Source organism: Arthrobacter sp. IK3, from assembly GCF_051337705.1.
Classification (GTDB): Bacteria; Actinomycetota; Actinomycetes; order Actinomycetales; family Micrococcaceae; genus Arthrobacter_B; species Arthrobacter_B koreensis.
Window position 1 is genome coordinate 69,520 of the sequence record NZ_JBPPSW010000015.1, and the last position, 16,759, is coordinate 86,278.

16 protein-coding genes are annotated in these 16,759 nt (G+C 67.3%); 5 read left to right on the forward strand and 11 right to left on the reverse strand.

Going from position 1 to position 16,759, the window contains the following annotated elements; translation table 11 throughout:
* Positions 1-22: 22 nt before the first annotated feature.
* From hemL to hemE, 8 genes are all read right to left on the reverse strand, one after another.
* Positions 23-1,339: a glutamate-1-semialdehyde 2,1-aminomutase gene (hemL, locus tag ACSLGO_RS17365; RefSeq protein WP_263127274.1), complete on the reverse strand. Its 1,317-nt coding sequence runs from the start codon at positions 1,337-1,339 to the stop codon at positions 23-25.
* Positions 1,339-2,322: a porphobilinogen synthase gene (gene hemB / locus ACSLGO_RS17370; protein ID WP_436401571.1), complete on the reverse strand. Its 984-nt coding sequence runs from the start codon at positions 2,320-2,322 to the stop codon at positions 1,339-1,341. The genes hemL and hemB overlap by 1 nt, the downstream gene beginning before the upstream one ends.
* Complete coding sequence (locus ACSLGO_RS17375) at positions 2,319-3,260, reverse strand: uroporphyrinogen-III synthase (protein ID WP_436401572.1); 942 nt, start codon at positions 3,258-3,260, stop codon at positions 2,319-2,321. The genes hemB and ACSLGO_RS17375 overlap by 4 nt, the downstream gene beginning before the upstream one ends.
* A gap of 19 nt (positions 3,261-3,279) precedes the next feature.
* Positions 3,280-4,233, reverse strand: coding sequence for a hydroxymethylbilane synthase (gene hemC, locus ACSLGO_RS17380; protein WP_325786988.1), 954 nt, complete (start codon positions 4,231-4,233; stop codon positions 3,280-3,282).
* Positions 4,233-5,423 (reverse strand): ferrochelatase, encoded by a 1,191-nt coding sequence (locus tag ACSLGO_RS17385; protein WP_436401573.1) that lies wholly within the window; start codon positions 5,421-5,423, stop codon positions 4,233-4,235. The genes hemC and ACSLGO_RS17385 overlap by 1 nt, the downstream gene beginning before the upstream one ends.
* A complete protein-coding gene (hemQ, locus tag ACSLGO_RS17390; protein ID WP_091603050.1) occupies positions 5,420-6,124 on the reverse strand; it encodes a hydrogen peroxide-dependent heme synthase in 705 nt (234 codons plus the stop codon). Before hemQ ends, ACSLGO_RS17385 begins: the two co-directional genes overlap by 4 nt.
* A 67-nt stretch (positions 6,125-6,191) precedes the next feature.
* A complete protein-coding gene (gene hemG, locus ACSLGO_RS17395; protein WP_436401574.1) occupies positions 6,192-7,664 on the reverse strand; it encodes a protoporphyrinogen oxidase in 1,473 nt (490 codons plus the stop codon).
* A 2-nt stretch (positions 7,665-7,666) separates the two neighbouring features.
* Positions 7,667-8,728 (reverse strand): uroporphyrinogen decarboxylase, encoded by a 1,062-nt coding sequence (hemE, locus tag ACSLGO_RS17400; RefSeq protein WP_436401575.1) that lies wholly within the window; start codon positions 8,726-8,728, stop codon positions 7,667-7,669.
* 155 nt (positions 8,729-8,883) lie between these two features.
* Between hemE and ACSLGO_RS17405 the strand changes: the two genes are divergently transcribed.
* Positions 8,884-10,188 (forward strand): glutamyl-tRNA reductase, encoded by a 1,305-nt coding sequence (locus ACSLGO_RS17405; protein ID WP_436401576.1) that lies wholly within the window; start codon positions 8,884-8,886, stop codon positions 10,186-10,188.
* A gap of 49 nt (positions 10,189-10,237) precedes the next feature.
* On the opposite strand, the gene moeB is transcribed toward ACSLGO_RS17405, so the two are convergent.
* On the reverse strand, positions 10,238-11,413 hold the full coding sequence (gene moeB / locus ACSLGO_RS17410; protein WP_436401577.1) for a molybdopterin-synthase adenylyltransferase MoeB: 1,176 nt from the start codon (positions 11,411-11,413) through the stop codon (positions 10,238-10,240).
* 152 nt (positions 11,414-11,565) lie between these two features.
* On the opposite strand from moeB, the gene ACSLGO_RS17415 reads away from it, so the two are divergent.
* The 3 genes from ACSLGO_RS17415 to ACSLGO_RS17425 are packed head-to-tail and all read left to right on the forward strand — an operon-like array spanning position 11,566 to position 12,759.
* On the forward strand, positions 11,566-12,180 hold the full coding sequence (locus ACSLGO_RS17415) for a TetR/AcrR family transcriptional regulator (RefSeq protein WP_226802292.1): 615 nt from the start codon (positions 11,566-11,568) through the stop codon (positions 12,178-12,180).
* Positions 12,181-12,225: 45 nt separating this feature from the next.
* A complete protein-coding gene (locus ACSLGO_RS17420) occupies positions 12,226-12,450 on the forward strand; it encodes a DUF3107 domain-containing protein (RefSeq protein ID WP_152273603.1) in 225 nt (74 codons plus the stop codon).
* Positions 12,451-12,456: 6 nt separating this feature from the next.
* The gene (locus ACSLGO_RS17425) at positions 12,457-12,759 is read left to right on the forward strand and encodes a hypothetical protein (RefSeq protein ID WP_277665240.1); all 303 of its coding nucleotides are present in this window, start codon (positions 12,457-12,459) and stop codon (positions 12,757-12,759) included.
* 4 nt (positions 12,760-12,763) lie between these two features.
* Here the strand turns inward: ACSLGO_RS17425 and ACSLGO_RS17430 are convergent, their stop codons facing one another.
* Complete coding sequence (locus ACSLGO_RS17430) at positions 12,764-13,828, reverse strand: GDSL-type esterase/lipase family protein (RefSeq protein WP_436401578.1); 1,065 nt, start codon at positions 13,826-13,828, stop codon at positions 12,764-12,766.
* 115 nt (positions 13,829-13,943) lie between these two features.
* Positions 13,944-14,657 carry a ferritin-like fold-containing protein gene (locus ACSLGO_RS17435; protein ID WP_277665242.1) on the reverse strand — a complete coding sequence of 238 codons (714 nt, stop codon included), beginning with the start codon at positions 14,655-14,657 and terminating at the stop codon, positions 13,944-13,946.
* 431 nt (positions 14,658-15,088) lie between these two features.
* On the opposite strand from ACSLGO_RS17435, the gene ACSLGO_RS17440 reads away from it, so the two are divergent.
* Positions 15,089-16,747, forward strand: coding sequence for a DEAD/DEAH box helicase (locus ACSLGO_RS17440; protein WP_436401579.1), 1,659 nt, complete (start codon positions 15,089-15,091; stop codon positions 16,745-16,747).
* Positions 16,748-16,759 lie beyond the last annotated feature (12 nt).

Sequence of the window (16,759 nt, forward strand, 5' to 3'; positions counted from 1 at the left end):
TGTCATCTCGATGGGGGGGGTACTACGGCTGGGCGGCCGCTGCCGCTTTCGCTGCGGCCGGCAGGGCAGCGAGAATCCGGTCCATCGCGGCGTCGTCGTGCGCGCCGGAGAGGAACCAGGCCTCGAAGACGGACGGCGGCAGGTAGATCCCGGAATCCAGCATCGAGTGGAAGAACGGCTTGAAGCGGAACGCCTCCTGGGCCAGTGCGTCCGCGTAGTCGTGCACCCCGTGCTCCGCCGTGCCGAAGGCGATGCTGAAGAGGTTCCCGGCGCGCTGGACGCTGTGGTTCACGCCTTCTGCGGAGAGTGCCTCGGAGACAGCCTGGGACAGCTGCGCGGAGCGGGCGTCAATGTTCGCGTAGACCTCAGGCGTCGCAGCGGTGAGCGTGGCGACGCCGGCCGCCATGGCGATCGGGTTTCCGGAGAGTGTACCTGCCTGGTAGACCGGACCCAGCGGGGCCAGGTATTCCATGACGTCCGCGCGGCCGCCGAGGGCTGCCACGGGCATGCCGCCGCCAATGACCTTGCCGAAGGTGTAAAGGTCCGGCGCCCAGCCTTCCTTCTCCCCCGTCAGTCCCCAGTAGCCAGCCGGCGAGGTGCGGAAACCGGTGAGGACTTCATCCAGGATGAGCAGCGCGCCGTGGGAGGTGGTGATGCGGGACAGTGCGGCGTTGAAGCCCTCCGCCGGGGTGACCACGCCCATGTTGGCAGGCGCTGCTTCCGTGATGACTGCGGCAATATTCGCGCCGTGCTCGGCGAAGGCGGCCTCTACGGCAGCGACGTCGTTGTACGGCAGCACCAGGGTTTCCGCGGCCGTCGCTGCGGTGACGCCGGCAGAACCGGGAAGGGCCAGCGTGGCTACTCCGGAACCGGCGGAGGCCAGCAGGCCGTCGAGGTGTCCGTGGTAGCAGCCGGCGAACTTGATGACCAGGTTGCGGCCGGTGAAGCCGCGGGCCAGGCGGACTGCAGTCATGGTGGCTTCGGTGCCGGTGGAGACCATACGCAGCCGCTCGACGGGCTTCACACGGTCCATCACCAGGGCTGCAAGTTCGGCCTCGGCCGGCGTGGACGCTCCGAAGGAGAGCCCGCGGTCGACGGCTGAGTGCACCGCTGCCAGGACGTCCGGGTGGGAGTGGCCCACCAGGGCCGGACCCCAGGAGCAGACCAGGTCCACGTATTCGCGGCCTTCGGAGTCGGTAACGTACGGTCCTTTGGCGGACACCAGGAAGCGCGGGGTACCGCCAACGGAGCCGAATGCCCGCACGGGTGAGTTCACGCCGCCGGGCATCAGGGAACGGGCGCGGTCGAAGAGCTCTTCAGAGGAGACAGTCTGGGTCATTACTTGCTTTCCTTCAGCCAGGCGGCCAGCTCGGCGGCCCAGTACGTGAGAATGATGTTGGCGCCGGCACGCTTGATGCCGAGGACGGATTCTTCGATGGCGCGGCGGCGGTCGATCCAGCCGTTCGCAGCCGCAGCTTCGATCATCGCGTATTCACCGGAGATCTGGTAAGCCGCTACCGGAACCGGGGACATCGCGGCCACGTCGGCAAGGATGTCCAGGTAGCTCATGGCCGGCTTGACCATGACCATGTCGGCGCCTTCTTCGAGGTCCAGCTCCACTTCCAAAAGGGCCTCGCGACGGTTGGCGGCGTCCATCTGGTAGGTGCGGCGGTCGCCCTTGAGCTGCGAGTCCACTGCTTCGCGGAACGGGCCGTAGAACGCTGACGCGTATTTCGCGGCGTAGGCAATCACGGAGACGTCCTGGAACCCGGCTTCATCGAGGGCCTGCCGGATCACGGCAACCTGGCCGTCCATCATTCCGGAGGGGCCCAGTACGTGGGCCCCGGCACGCGCCTGTTCAACGGCCATCCGGCCGTAGATCTCAAGGGTTGTGTCATTGTCCACGACGCCGTTCGCATCCAGCACGCCGCAGTGGCCGTGGTCGGTGAACTCATCGAGGCAGACGTCGCTCATGATCACCAGGTCGTCTCCGACCTCGGCGCGCACATCCGCAATGGCCTTGTTCAGCACACCGTCCGGATCCGTACCGGCGCTGCCTGCGGCGTCGCGTTCTGCCGGAATGCCGAAGAGCATGATGCCGCCGACGCCGAGTTCCACAGCCTCAGCGGCAGCGCGCTTCAGGGTGTCGGTGGTGTGCTGCAGGACGCCGGGCATCGAGGTGATGGGGTTCGGCTCGGACAGGCCTTCGCGGATGAAGGCCGGAAGCACGAGCTCGGCAGGGTCCAGGCGGTATTCGGCGGTCATCCGCCGCATGGCCGGTTTGGTCCGCAGCCGGCGGGGGCGGTGCTGGGGGAAGCTCATGGCTGTTCTCTGCCTTCCGGGTCAGGGTGTTGAAAATTCTGGGCGGCACGTGCCGCTTCGACGGCGTCGGCTATGCCGGCGGGGGTGGGATGCTCTGCCGTGGCTGCCGCGGGATGTCCCAGGTGTGCCAGTTCGGCAGCCGTGGGGTCCCCGATGGCGACGAGCAGCGCGGTTCCATCCGGCCCGGCGTCACGGACAAACCGCCGCGCGGTGCTCGGGGAGGTGACGACGACGGCGTGGTTTCGGGCCGCTTCAGCGCCCCCTCGTGCCGCAGTCCAGGCGCGGTAGTCCGCGGGGCTCAGCACTTCCGCTCCGGGCGCGCCTGTCCGCGGCATGATCCGCTGCTCCTCGGGTGCCGGGTAGTCCACGGTTTCATAGGCAGGCACGGCAACAACGTCCCAGCCGGCGGCGGCCAGGGACGTCCGCAGGAAAGGATTGGCGATATCTGCCTGCGGCAGGAAAATGCGGTTCCGCCCAGGTCCCGGAGCGGGCCAAAGCGCAGCCAGACCGCGGGCAGACTGGTCCCCGGAGGGAAGGAGGTCCGGAACGATGCCCGCACTTTTCAGCGCCCGGGCCGTGCCCAAACCAACCGCAGCCACGCGGGTGCCGCGGCAGCGCACGGCCAATGAGCTCCCGGCAGCTTCGGCTGCAGCTCTGAGGGCCTGGACAGTAGTTGCGGAAGTAAGGATGATCCAATCGAATTCCCCCTGTCCGAGGCCGCGCAGGCCCTCGGACACCGGTCCGGTGTCCGAGGGCCGCCGGAAATCGATCAGTGGCATCAGCCGCACGGAGGCACCGCGGGAGCGCAGTTCCCCTGCCATGGGTCCGGCACGGTCCGGGGAACGCAGCAGGACAACCTCCGCGCCGGCCAGGCTCTCCGCCGGGCGGGGTCCGGGTCCGGCTGCGGACGGCGTGTCCATACCGCTGTCTCCGGTCATGCGTACGGTCTCCGGCTGCTTAGGACGCCAGGTTGGTGAGGTCCGCGGCGCCTGCTGCCAGGAGCTCTTCGGCCATCCGGATACCCAGGGCCCGTGCGCCGTCCTCATCGGCCTGTGACGTGGACGAGTACCGGCGGAGCACCTGCGTGCCGTCGTCACTGCAGACTACGGCTTCGAGCGCGAGGCCCTGATCGGTGACCCGTGCCAGCGCACCGATAGGCGCGGTGCAGCCGGCTTCGAGGCGCTGCAGGAGGGACCGTTCAGCCGTCACGGCCATCCGGCTGGCCGAGTCGTCATAGGCAGCCAGTGCCCGGCTCAGCGGCCCTTCGGCGGCGTCCGCGGTGCGGCACTCAACGGCCAGTGCGCCCTGCCCCGGTGCCGGCAGCATGACTGACGGGTCCAGGAACTCGGACACCATGTCCAGGCGCCCCAGGCGGCTGAGTCCGGCGGCTGCCAGCACGACGGCGTCGAGGTCGCCGGGTGCGCCCTCCACCAGCCCGGCCACGCGGCCCAGGCGTGTGTCCACGTTGCCTCGGATGTCAATGATTTCCAGGTCCGGACGGGCAGCCCGCAGCTGTGCTGCACGGCGCGGCGAGCCGGTGCCGACCTTCGAGCCTGCAGGCAGTTCCGCCAGCGTCAGGGAATCCCGTGCGCAAAGTGCATCGCGCACGTCCACCCGTGACGGGATGGCCCCGATGATGAGTCCATCGGCCTCGGCGGTGGGCAGGTCCTTCAGCGAATGCACGGCGACGTCGCAGTCCCCGGCGAGCAGGGATTCCCGCAGGGCCGCCACGAAGACACCGGTGCCACCAATTTGGGACAGGGCAGCCCGGTTCACGTCGCCTTCTGTCCGGACACGGACCAGGTCAACGTCGAAGCCGCCCAGGTCTGCCAGCGTGTTAGCCACCGTGGTGGTCTGCGTGACGGCCAGGGCGGACCCGCGGGTGCCAATCAGCACCGGGGAGTGCGCCACTACTGCCTTCCCACCGTCGAGTCAACGCCGGCGATGGTCGGCTTTTCGCCGCGCAGGTTGGCGCAGCAGCCGGGACGGCAAACGTCGTACCACGGGCCGAGGTTCGTCAGCGCAGGGCGGTCGGCAATGTTGTTTTCAACGGTGCGCTCACAGATCAGGTCCACGATGCCGGCAACGAACTTCTCGTGGATGCCCGGTGTCGGTGCGCGGTGTGCCGCCAGTCCAAGCTCGGAGCAGGTCTCCATGGCCTCGGTGTCCAGGTCCCAGATGACTTCCATGTGGTCGCTGACGAAGCCCAGCGGCACAATGACGACGCCTTCTACGCCCTTGGCGGGCAGCTCGGCGATGGCGTCATTGATGTCCGGTTCGAGCCACGGCGTGTGCGGGGAGCCGGAGCGGGACTGGTAGACCAGCTGCCAGTCCAGGCCGGCGGCTTCCGGGATGCGGTCCATGATGGCACGGCAGTTTGCCAGGTGCTGGGCAACGTAGGCGCTGCCTTCTTCGAACTCGACGTCGCGCGGGCCGGCGGCCTCGGCGTCGGCGGTGGGGATGGAGTGCGTGGAGAACAGGATTTCGATTTTCCCGTTGTCCTTGCCTGCTGCGGCAAGCTGTTCGCGTACCTTGGCCAGGGAATCCCGCACGCCTTCGACGAAGGGCTCCACGAAACCGGGGTGGTCGAAGTACTGGCGGACCTTGTCCACCCGCAGCGTCTTGTCCAGCCCGGTCTCGACCAGGTTGATGCCCAGGTCTTCGCGGTACTGGCGGCAGGAGGAATAGCAGGAGTACACGCTGGTGGTGACCATGAGCAGCCGGCGGTAACCGGCGTCGTGGGCTTCCTGCAGCACGTCCTTGATGTAGGGGGCCCAGTTGCGGTTGCCCCAGAGAACCGGGAGCTGGATTCCGCGGCGGTCCAGCTCGCCTTCCAGCGCAGCCTTCAGCGCGCGGTTCTGCTCGTTGATGGGGCTGATGCCGCCGTTGGCCCGGTAGTGGGTAGCCACTTCCTCAAGGCGCTCGTCGGGGATGCCGCGGCCGCGGGTGACGTTGCGCAGGAACGGAATAACGTCTTCCTGGCCTTCCGGTCCGCCAAAGGAGGCGAGCAGGATAGCGTCGTATCCGGCCGGGGCCATGACACCGTCCTCGCTGACGCCTTCCAGGGGATCAAAGCCTGCGGGGGTTGAAAGGGAAGTCATCGAAGCACCTCGGTTACTTCGGCGGCGGAGATGCGCCGGCCGGTGTAGAAGGGAATTTCCTCGCGCACGTGGTTGCGCGCTTCGGTGGACCGCAGGTGGCGCATCATGTCCACCAGGTCCACCAGGTTCGGGGCTTCCAGCCCCAGGATCCACTCCCAGTCGTTCAGGGCGAAGGAAGCGACGGTGTTCGCCAGGACCTGCGGGAAGTCCCGGCCCAGCATGCCGTGGTCACGCAGCATGGCGCCGCGTTCTTCGGCCGGCAGCAGGTACCACTCGTAGGAGCGGACAAACGGGTAGACGCAGATCCAGGCTTCGGGGTCGATGCCGCGGGCGAAGGACGGCCAGTGGTTCTTGGAGAACTCGGCGTCGCGGTGGACGCCCATGGCAGACCAGGCGATCTCCGTGCCTGCGAACAGTTCGGAGCGCCGGACCTTGCGAAGCGCTGCCTGCAGCGCCTCGGCCTGGCCGCCGTGCAGCCAGATCATGATGTCTGCGTCGGCACGCATGCCGGAAACATCGTAGATTCCGCGGAGGGTGACGTTCTCGGCAGCAAAGCTGCCTACGAGTTCCTCGAAAGCGCCCAGGGCGCCGTCGCTGGTTTCACGCGGAAGGTCTGACCGCTTGAAAACGGTCCAAAGTGTGAAGAACTGTTCTTGTGTTTCGACTTCGGCTGATGCGTTCTGACCCATGGACTCACTCATGACTTACAGTCTGCCGGTTTGGACAGGCTTAGGCGAATAAGGAACTTCTACAAAGCGTAGAACATTTTTACGATTTTACGGCTTCGGCAAGGTGCGCGGTGCGGTAACGGGTATCAGCGGTGACGGCGGCCAGGCCCGTTCCGGCAAGCCACGCGCCAACAACTTCAAGGCCGTGGACTTCCGCGACGGCGGCCCGCACGGACGCCACCCGGTCCGCATGGCCCACGGTGGCCGAGGGCAGCGCACCGACCCACCGGACAACATCCCAATCGATGACGTCTGCTTCCTCCAGCGGCACCTGCAGCAGGACCGACGCATCCGCGAGGGCAGCGGCGAACAGTTCCCCGTCCGGGCGCAGGGCAGTCACGTCGGCTTCCTGCCCGGGCCCAAGACCGCGCCCGTAGGACAGGCGGAGCACGTGTGTACCGGGCCCGGTTGAATCTGCCAGCCACTGCCACTTGGCAGTGGCATGCGTCAGTGCCTTCGCCTGCACGGATTCGGCGTCACGGGCAACCAGGACTCCCGTCCCCCGCGGCGCTGCATCAAGCTCTGGTTTGTCTACTACCAGCGTCACCAGCGCGACGCCGGGGCCTGGGCCCGGGCGGAAGGCCGCCAGGTCCGGAACCGACGGCGTGAGCAAATCCACGGCGGCCGGGCCGTCGGCGGCCACGACCAGCGCGTCGGCGGTCTGCGTACCGGCATCGGTGGTGACGGTAAATCCCGTCCCGCTGCGTTCAATGCCGGTAACCGGCGTACCGGCCAGCAGGGTAGCCCCGAGTTCGCGGAGGTTCTCCACGAGCGTACTGGTGAGGGTTCCCATGCCGCCCCGCAGGGAGGCAACGGTGGATCCGGCCGGTGCCGCCCGGCGCATGGCACCTACGGCCGCTCCCAGCGAACCGTGCTCGGCCATGGCCTTGCGCAGTCCGGGCGCCACCGAATCAGCATCAAGGACATCCGGATCCGCCGAATAGACGCCTCCCACCACGGGAGTGACCAGCCGTTTGAGAACGGCCTCCCCCATCCGCGACCGGACAATCTCACCCAGGCTGACCTTCTCGCGGCGCAGCAGCGGCGCCATGGGAAGCACGCGGTCGAGGGCCGCCCGTGCCACGCCCGTCCGGCCGATCGCCTGGGCGATCTCGTCAGCGCGGGGATCGGCGGGGATTCCCAGCAGCCCGGTCTGGGGCATCCGCTGGGCCGCCTTCGCGGGGTCCGGACCGCCTAGCTGGAGCCAGGCGCCGGAGGGATCCGGAGAAGCGATCCGCTCCTGCAGCCCCAGTTCCTCCAGCAGTTTCGGCACGGCCGGAGAGCGGGTGGCGTAGGACTCGGCTCCGCTGTCCAGGTCCAGCCCGGCGACGCGGTGGGTTCCCACGCAGCCGCCAAAGTCCTCAGCCGCCTCCAGCACTGTCACGTCGAAACCGGCTAGCGCAAGGTCCCGGGCCGCGATCAGCCCGGAGATGCCGCCTCCAACCACAACGCCGGCGGGCCGGCCTGCCGGCGCTGCTGCGGACGTGCCGACGGATTTGCGGGATGCCTGCATGGCTACGGCTCCACTGAGTGGATGAGTTCCACCACCCGGGTCAGGACTTCGGGATTCGTTTCTGGGGGCACGCCATGGCCAAGGTTCACCACGTGCCCGGGCGCCCCGGATCCTGCCTCCAGGACCTGGCGGACGTGGGCTTCCAGGACCGGCCAGGGGGCTTCCAGCAGCGCCGGATCGATGTTGCCCTGCAGCGGAACTGTTCCGCCGAGCCGGCGGTTGGCTTCGTCCAGCGGAAGGCGGTAGTCAACACCGACGACGTCGACGCCCACGTCCCGCATCGCCACCAGCAGCTCGGATGTCCCGGTGCCAAAGTGGATCAGCGGGGCGCCGAGTCCGCGGACATGGTCCAGTGCCCTGGCGGATGCCGGAGCAACCTTGGCCTGGTAGTCGGCCAGGCCCAGCGACCCTGCCCAGGAATCGAAGAGCTGGCCCGCGCTGGCGCCGGCTTCGAGCTGGGCGCGGAGGAACTTGCCGGACGCGTCTGCCGCCCAGTTGGTGAGCGCCTGCCAGGTCTCGGGATCCGCGTGCATCATGGTCCGCGGGCCCAGGTGGTCGCGGGACGGCTTGCCCTCCACCATGTACGCGGCGAGGGTGAACGGGGCGCCGGCGAACCCGATCAGTGGCGTGGATCCAAGCTCCGCCACGGTCAGGGCCACCGCTTCACGGATGGGTTCCAGCGCCTCATCGGTGAGGTCCGGCAGCGCTGCCACGTCTGCGGCAGTGCGCACGGGGGCGCCGAGGACAGGCCCGACGCCGGGAACGATGTCCACGTCGACGCCGGCCAGCTTCAGCGGGATCACGATGTCGGAGAAGAAGATGCCGGCGTCCACGTCATGCCGCCGGACCGGCTGGAGGGTGATCTCGGATGCGAGTTCGGGCAGCAGGCATGATTCGAGCATGCCGACTCCCTCCCGGACCCTGCGGTATTCCGGCAGCGACCGGCCCGCCTGGCGCATGAACCAAACGGGACGCCGGGACGGTGTCTTGCCACGGTAGGCGGCAATAAGCGGGGAATCGGCCGTGCGGCCATCCATGAGCGGATGAGAGGCGCTGAGAGTCATATATAGATTCTCCCCAAATTTTGCCGTGAAGGATAACCGGGCACCCGCCAGGCGCATGGGCCCGCTCCGCAAACCGGAAGATGCGGCCCAAATCACCTGTGACCGCCGTCGCGAATAGCACCGTTTCCCTCGCGAGTGGCTAGTATTAAGCCACTGTGGTTCTCTTATCCCTCATCGCGACCCATTCTGACGTAGACCTGGAAACTGTCGCCCGGCTTAGTGCCGGCGCGCCCAAGGTCCCTTCCTCCCTGCTGGAAAACGGCCCGGCCGTTGCCGGGGCTGTAGTCCTGGCCACCTGCAACCGCTTTGAGGTGTACTGCGAAGCCCGCTCCGAGGCGGATGTCGAAGCCGCCCGCTCTGCCGCCATCGCGGAGATCAGCCGTCACTCCGGACTGGAGGAAGACGTCGTCTCCCGGTCCTTCACGACCAATACGGGCCAGGACGTCGCCAAACACCTTTTCGCCGTCGGCGCAGGCCTGGACTCCGCGGTAGTCGGGGAACGGGAAATCGCCGGCCAGGTCCGCCGGGCACTGATCGAAGCCCAGGACAAGGGAACCGCCAGCGGAACCCTGACCCGCCTGTTCCAGACTGCCTCCCGCACCGCCAAGGACGTTGGCGCCCTGACCGCGCTGGGCAAGCGCGGACTGTCCATCGTGTCGGTCGCACTCGAACTGGCCACCGACCTTTCAGAGGACATTGACTGGCGGAAGAAAGCCGTGGTCGTGTTTGGTACCGGCGCCTACGCCGGGGCAACCATGGCGCTGCTCAAGGAGCGCGGCTGCACCGACGTTTCGGTCTACTCCTCCTCGGGCCGTGCAGAATCCTTCACAGCTACCCGCGGCGGAACCGCACTGGACCGGGACTCCCTCGGCGAGGCCGTTGCCCGCGCCGACGTCGTCATCGGCTGTTCCGGTTCGGAGAACCAGGTCAGCGCGGAGGACATCCGCCGCGTGCGCGCGGGCTCCGGGAAGCCGCTGGTCATCGTTGACCTGGCCCTCACCCACGACTTTGATCCCGCAGTCCGGGAGCTCGACGGCGTTGACCTGATCACGCTCGAATCCGTTCGCCTGGCAGCACCCGCCGAGCAGGCGGAATCACTCCAGCAGGCCAACCGGATTGTCACCGATGCGGCACAGGCTTTCTCCGAGGCCCAGCTGAGCCGGGAACTCGATTCCGCGATTGTTGCGCTGCGTCGGCACACCCTGGGAGTCCTCGACAAGGAACTCGACAAGGTCCGGGCCCAGCACGGCTGCACCGGCGCGGCAGAGGAAGTCGAATTCGCCATGCGGCGCATGGTCAAGGCCCTGCTCCACGTTCCTGCCGTGCGCGCCCGTGAGCTGGCCGCCAGCGGCCAGCAGGAAGATTACATCCGCGGCCTCGAAGCGATCTACGGCATCACGGTGGATCCACCGCAGGAAAAGCCCGAAGACGGTTCAGTGGACACCGCGCAGTCCGCCTGATTCCCTTCGCCGCACAACACCTTCGCGGTTCCGGACATGCCTCTCCCGGCTAGTAGACCGGCTTGTCCGGTTCCACCCGGCGGACCCACTCGAGGATCCCGCCATCCACAGTGAACGCGCGGTCATATCCCTGCGAGCGCAGGAAGGCCGTCACCTCGGCTGAGCGGCCGCCCGACTTGCAGTGCACGTACACCGTCCGCCCCGGCTCCGGCAGGCCTTCCCCGGCCAGGATGGCAGCCCGCGGCACCAGCCGCGCGCCGGCTATGTTCACAATCCGGTATTCGCCGGGTTCACGGACATCAATCAGGTCGAAATCAGCTTCTCCGGCGTCGCGCTGCCGCAGCAGGGCGGCAAGTTCAACCGCTCCGATACCCGGAACTGCGGGCCCGGGGCCAGGCACGGTTCCGCAGAACGCCTGGTAATCCACCAGCTTCGTGACCGGCTTCCGTTCCGGATCACGGCGCAGGCCCACCTCACGCCAGCTCATGTCCTGGGCGTTGAACACCAGCAGGCGTCCCAGCAGGGTCCGTCCGGTCCCGGTAATCAGCTTGATGGCTTCGTTGACCATGACCGAACCGATCTGGGCGCACAGGACACCGAGAACGCCGCCTTCCGCACAGGAGGGAACGGACCCCGGTGCCGGGGGCTCCGGATAGAGGTCCCGGTACGTCGGGCCATGCGCTGACCAGAAGACACTCACCTGCCCGTCGAACCTGAGGATGGATCCCCAGACGCACGGCTTGCCCAGGATTTCCGCGGCATCGCTGACGAGGTAGCGGGTGGCAAAGTTATCCGTTCCGTCCAGGATCAGGTCATAGCCGGAAAACACGTCCAGTGCGTTCTGCGCATCCAGCCGGACCTCGTGGAGGACCACGTTCACCAGGGGGTTCAGGGCGAGCACGCTGTCCCGCGCCGAACGTGCCTTGGAGGTTCCGACGTCGTGCACCGAGTGGATGACCTGGCGCTGCAGGTTAGACGTGTCCACGGCATCGTCGTCCACGATGCCAAGCGTTCCCACCCCGGCCGCAGCGAGGTACAGCAGTGCAGGGGACCCAAGTCCTCCTGCACCGATCACCAGGACCCTGGCGTTCTTCAGCCGGAGCTGCCCTTCTTCCCCGAAACCGGGAAGGATCAGGTGCCGGGAGTACCGTTCCTTTTCATCGCGCCCCAGCCCGGAGGCCGGCTCGGTGAGGGGTGGCAGCGATGCGGCCGTCTCAATGCTCATGGGAACCAATCTATGCCTCCGGGCGCCGTGGTTCGAGGTCCCCGACGGGGCTGGGCGCCCCAGGTTGCCTTCCTTCAGTGTTACCCCCGGGTAAACTGTTGTTCCGGACCCGGACCAGGTGCCCGGGCGAAGCAGGAGAGGTCCCTAAACACGTGAGCAACCAGCCCGCCGGCAAGTCCACCCGGCTCCCCCGGGAAGAACGGCGCCGGCAGCTGATGCGCGCTGCGCAGGAAGTCTTCGTCAGCCGCGGTTTCCACGGCGCCGCCATGGACGAAATCGCAGACACGGCCCAGGTCAGCAAGCCGGTGCTGTACCAGCACTTTCCCGGCAAGCGCGAGCTCTACCTTGCGCTGCTTGATGACCACCTGGACACGCTGACCCAGTTCCTCCAGACGGCCCTCACCTCCACAACGGACAACAAGCTCCGAGTCCGCGAAACCATGCGGGCCTACTTCCGCTTCGTGGCCCAGGACAGCCAGGGCCACCGGCTGGTCTTTGAATCCGATCTCACCAGCGACGACGAAGTCAGCTCCCGGATCGAGGAGTTCAACGCGCGTTTCGCCAGCGATATTGCGGACGTCATCGCCGAAGACACCAAGCTCTCCCACATCGAGGCCACCCTGCTTGGCCGGGCCATGGCCGGCATGGCGCAGGTCAGCGCCCGCTACTGGCTTGAGACGGACGGGGACCTGGACATCGATGCGGCCAGCGAGCTGGTCTACCGTTTAGCTTGGCGCGGAATCAGCCGGTTCCCCAAGGAAATCTAGAGTAGATTCATCCCCACTGAGTTCACATAAACAGGAGGCACCACGGTGGAAGTAAAGATCGGTATCCAGAACGTCGGACGCGAGATCGTGTTCGAGTCCGGCCAGAGTGCGGACCAGGTCGCGGACACCGTTGCCGAAGCCATCAACGGTTCCAAGGAACTGCGTCTCACCGATGAAAAGGGACGCCTCATCATCGTTCCCGCCGGCGTCATCGGCTACGTTGAGATCGGTGCCGAAGAAGTCCGCCGCGTCGGGTTCGGCGCCCTCTAGCTCGTCATGGGCGAAGTGCTGCTTGCTGCCGCCGCACTGGCGGCAGCAGGTTTCATCGTCCGGGCCGCGGACCCGCGCCGAAGTACCTACGGCGTCCTCCTGCTGCCCGGGATTTCCCTCGCAGCAGGACTCAGCATCTGGATCATCCTGCAGTTCACGCCGGTGGTAACCAGCGCTGGATTCTCCTGGCTCTCCTGGGCGGTTCCCGTCCTCACCGGCCCTGCCGCTGCCGTTGCAGCAGCGCTGGCCACAGTCTCCCGGCGACTGCCGCGGGACAACGCTGAACGCGAGCGCATCCTCAAGCTTTAGGGCGCTAGCCCCGGTCCAGGACCGCCCTCAGCTCCCGCGCGAAAACGGGAGTGGCGGCGTCGTGCCCCGCCTTCCCCAAGTGCAGGCCGTCGTCCAGTTTCGACCCCAGGGAGTAGCGCTTCCACCAGTCCTTGGGGCTGAGGAAATCAAGTCCCTGTTCGGCAGCGACGCCGGCCAGGAGATCGTCGATCTCCGCCCGGCGCCCCTTGCCGTCTCCAATGACGCCAACCATGACTATCCGGGTTTCCGGATACGTGCGTTTAAGTTCCCGAATCAGCTGCACGGCGTTGTGCCGGATGTCCGCGTTGCGCGGACCGTAGGCATCGTTGCCGCCGCCCTGGAGCACCACCAGCGCGGGTTTGCCCCACGGCAGCAGCCACTCCTCTGCTTCCAGGGCCTCCGGATAGTTATGCACCTCGCCGTTGCCCCTGGTGTAGCCGGTTCCCCCGGCCCCCAGGACCAGCGGGTTGAACCCCAGCGAGGCCAGGCCCCTGCCCACCCAGGTGTCACGGCCTGCCTGAGAGTCTCCGATCACCACTGCCGCGCTTCCTACCGCGGGGTCGTAGGACATGATCCTTCCCAGCCGCGGGGAGTACATCAGCGTGCCCTTCTGGAAGTCGGTCCTCCGGTCTCCGCCGAAGGTGTATTCGGACGTCACCGGCCAGCCGAGGGCCCGGATCGAGGACTTCCACCGATCAAAGACTTCCGTGCGCAGGGCACGCAGGCCGGTCTGCGCACTCCACACCAGGGTTTCCGCTCCATAGGAGAAATAGCAGCCGGAGCCGGGCAGGGTACAGACCGGAGCCTCAGACGGTTCGGTCAGCGGACGGCCGCTGTCCGCGCGGGCCTGCTCGAATTCCCCCAGGGCATCCCAGGCGGCAGCCGGGACTCCCTGCGGCGGCGGGGGCTGGAGGGGAAGGCCGGTGCCCGTCGAAGGCGGCGCCGGTGCCGGGGCCGCCGGCAGCGGCTGCTGCGCTGGAAGCGCCCCGCAGGCCGATACAGCCGCCACGGCAGCTGCTGCCGCCGCACAGAACATCCGGCGCCTCAAAGCGCTGGACGTCGAACCCATACTGCTCCCCCACCGAATCTCTGCTGGACCGTCGAATCTAGCCGGTACCGCTTCAACGCTACAGGCGTAAGAGGCCGGTTGCAGGATCCGGTGCCGCGCCCGGCCCCCGGCGTGCCTAGGCGGTGAGCCCCAGGAGGGACATCCGCCGTGAATGGTTGCGGGTCAGCTGGCTGAAGAGATCCCGGATCTGCGCGTCGAGCTCCTCACGGCTGAGGAACCCGTCCAGCTCCGCCGGCATTGCACGTTCGATCACCACGCGCTGTGCCTGGGTCAGGGCCTCGCCCACCAGCCGGCGTCCCCAGAGTGCCAGGCGCGAGGCCAGCCTCGGGTCGTCCTTCAAGGACTCCTGCAGGCGCACAAAAAGCACCTCCCCTGCCGCTTCGCTGCCGGTCTCCTGCAGGGAGGCGATCAGCGCCGAGCTTTCCGGATCGAGCAGGGACCCGAGCGCGGCGTAGAAGTCGTCTGAAATCGCATCAGTGACATAGAACTTCATCAGGGACTCGTACCAGTCCCCCGGGCGGGTTCGGTCGTGGAAGGCATCCACCGACTGCTGGAAGGGGGCCATGGCGTCCTCGGCGTTGAGTCCCATCGACTCAAGGTGCGCGGCCACCCGCTCGAAGTTCTCGTATTCGCGCACCGCCAGCCGTCCAAGCGCGGCACGGTCCCGGAGACTCGGCGAGAAGCGTGCGTCCGATGACATCCGCTCAAAGGCGGACAGTTCGCCATAGGCGATGACACCGAGCAGGTCCGAAAGGAACTGCCGGTATGCATCCGCTGCACCGGGGTCCGCTGCGTGCCCTGTAGCCGAAGCTGCGTTGTTCTCACTCATACGCCCAGCGTACCGGTGTGTCCGGGCTCTCACCGGACTGGCCAGCTGCGGTTGCGGCTCCGTTCCCCGCGGCTGTACCCGCCACCGGGCGCCAGCCAACTCGCTGGATAGGCCAATGCGGCCCGCGGCGGCTGCACCGGGTAGACTGGGATGGTAGTAAATGGATGCCCGGTCGTTCCCACGTTCCTGAAACCCTTCATGAATTGCCGGTTGGAGACACTATCCAGCCGGCTGTGAGACCCGCAGTACCTACGCGAACTTGATATTTTCCGGCCGCTGCCTTTGCCGAATGCAGTTGGAGTGGCCAGCAGTCCTTAGCCCGCGATCGGCTTCCGCTGGACGCATCACCTGCGCGCCATCCGCTCCGGGATGGGCCCTATGCCCTCTCGTCGAGCGCGGTACCGCAGAATGCCTAACTGAACGGTATGTAATTGAACACTGAACTTTCCCAGGTCAGCGATGCGCAGCTGACCGCAGATGACAGCAACGAAGAACTCGAAGTCACCGAGACCCTCGCCACGACGGAAGCCGCAGCTGAAATCCCCGAACTCACGTTCGCTGATTTCGGTGTCCGCGCCGAGATCGTGGATTCACTCGCGGAAGCCGGCATCACGCACCCCTTCCCCATCCAGTCCATGACCCTGCCGGTGGCACTCGGCGGCCACGACATCATTGGCCAGGCCAAGACCGGTACCGGAAAGACCCTCGGCTTCGGCATCCCTGCCCTGCAGCGCGTGATTGTCCCGGCGGACGACGAGTATGAGTCGCTTCCCGCTCCGGGCGCACCGCAGGCCCTGATCGTCGTCCCTACCCGTGAACTCGCGGTCCAGGTAGCCAGCGACCTGACGACGGCGGCGCGCCGCCGCGGCGCGCGCATCGTTACCATCTACGGCGGCCGTGCCTACGAACCGCAGATCGAGGCCCTCGAAGCCGGCGTGGAAATCGTCGTCGGCACCCCCGGGCGCCTGATCGACCTTCACAACCGCCGCCAGCTTTCCCTCAAGAACGTCCGCATCGTCGTGCTCGACGAAGCCGACGAAATGCTGGACCTCGGCTTCCTGCCCGACGTCGAAACCCTGATGGCAGCCACCCCGGCAGCCCGACAGACGCTGCTCTTCTCCGCGACCATGCCCGGCCCTGTCGTCGCCATGGCACGCCGCTACATGACCAAGCCGACGCACATCCGCGCCGCCGACCCCGAAGACGAGGGCCTGACCAAGAAGGACATCCGCCAGGTTGTCTACCGGGCGCACAACCTGGACAAGAGCGAAGTCGTGGCCCGCATCCTGCAGGCCCGCGGACGCGGCCGCACCATCATCTTCACCAAGACCAAGCGCACCGCTGCCAAGCTGTCCGAGGAACTCGTGGACCGCGGCTTCGCTGCCGCAGCAATCCACGGCGACCTGGGCCAGGGCGCCCGCGAGCAGGCCATGCGAGCTTTCCGCAACGAGAAGGTCGACGTCCTCGTAGCCACCGACGTCGCCGCCCGCGGCATCGACGTCGACGACGTCACGCACGTCATCAACTACCAGTGCCCCGAAGACGAGAAGACCTACCTGCACCGCGTTGGCCGTACCGGCCGTGCGGGCAACAAGGGTACCGCCGTCACGTTCGTGGACTGGGACGATGTCCCGCGCTGGGGCCTTATCAACAAGGCGCTGGGCATGGACCAGGCCGAACCGCTTGAGACCTACTCCTCGTCACCGCACCTGTACACGGACCTCGACATCCCCGAAGGAACCAAGGGACGGCTGCCCCGCAACAAGCGCGTGCTGGCCGGTATCGACGCCGAAAAGCTCGAGGACCTTGGCGAGACCGGCAAGTCCGGCGGACGCCGCGCACCCCGCTCCGACTCGGGCCAGCGCTCCGGCGGCCGCAGCTCCGACCGCGGAGGGCGCGGATCCGATGCCGGAGGCCGCAGCTCCCGGGAAGGGTCCCGCGAAGGCGCACGCCGCAGCCCTGAGAAGGCCGCCGAGGCACCTGCCGCCGCATCCGGCGAGAGTGCCAAGGCCGACCGCCCCCGCCGTAACCGCAGCCGTACCCGCCGCCGCAACGGTGAGGTAGTCAGCAAGGCCCCCGCCGCCGAATAGGCCGGGATCCCC

What these genes read in the sequence shown, in the direction of transcription:
- hemL (WP_263127274.1), bottom strand. Translation starts at nt 1,339, where the DNA reads ATGACCCAGACTGTCTCCTCTGAAGAGCTCTTCGACCGCGCCCGTTCC.
- hemB (WP_436401571.1), bottom strand. Translation starts at nt 2,322, where the DNA reads ATGAGCTTCCCCCAGCACCGCCCCCGCCGGCTGCGGACCAAACCGGCC.
- ACSLGO_RS17375 (WP_436401572.1), bottom strand. Translation starts at nt 3,260, where the DNA reads ATGACCGGAGACAGCGGTATGGACACGCCGTCCGCAGCCGGACCCGGA.
- ACSLGO_RS17385 (WP_436401573.1), bottom strand. Translation starts at nt 5,423, where the DNA reads ATGACTTCCCTTTCAACCCCCGCAGGCTTTGATCCCCTGGAAGGCGTC.
- hemQ (WP_091603050.1), bottom strand. Translation starts at nt 6,124, where the DNA reads ATGAGTGAGTCCATGGGTCAGAACGCATCAGCCGAAGTCGAAACACAA.
- hemG (WP_436401574.1), bottom strand. Translation starts at nt 7,664, where the DNA reads ATGCAGGCATCCCGCAAATCCGTCGGCACGTCCGCAGCAGCGCCGGCA.
- hemE (WP_436401575.1), bottom strand. Translation starts at nt 8,728, where the DNA reads ATGACTCTCAGCGCCTCTCATCCGCTCATGGATGGCCGCACGGCCGAT.
- moeB (WP_436401577.1), bottom strand. Translation starts at nt 11,413, where the DNA reads ATGAGCATTGAGACGGCCGCATCGCTGCCACCCCTCACCGAGCCGGCC.
- ACSLGO_RS17425 (WP_277665240.1), top strand. Translation starts at nt 12,457, where the DNA reads ATGGGCGAAGTGCTGCTTGCTGCCGCCGCACTGGCGGCAGCAGGTTTC.
- ACSLGO_RS17430 (WP_436401578.1), bottom strand. Translation starts at nt 13,828, where the DNA reads ATGGGTTCGACGTCCAGCGCTTTGAGGCGCCGGATGTTCTGTGCGGCG.
- ACSLGO_RS17435 (WP_277665242.1), bottom strand. Translation starts at nt 14,657, where the DNA reads ATGAGTGAGAACAACGCAGCTTCGGCTACAGGGCACGCAGCGGACCCC.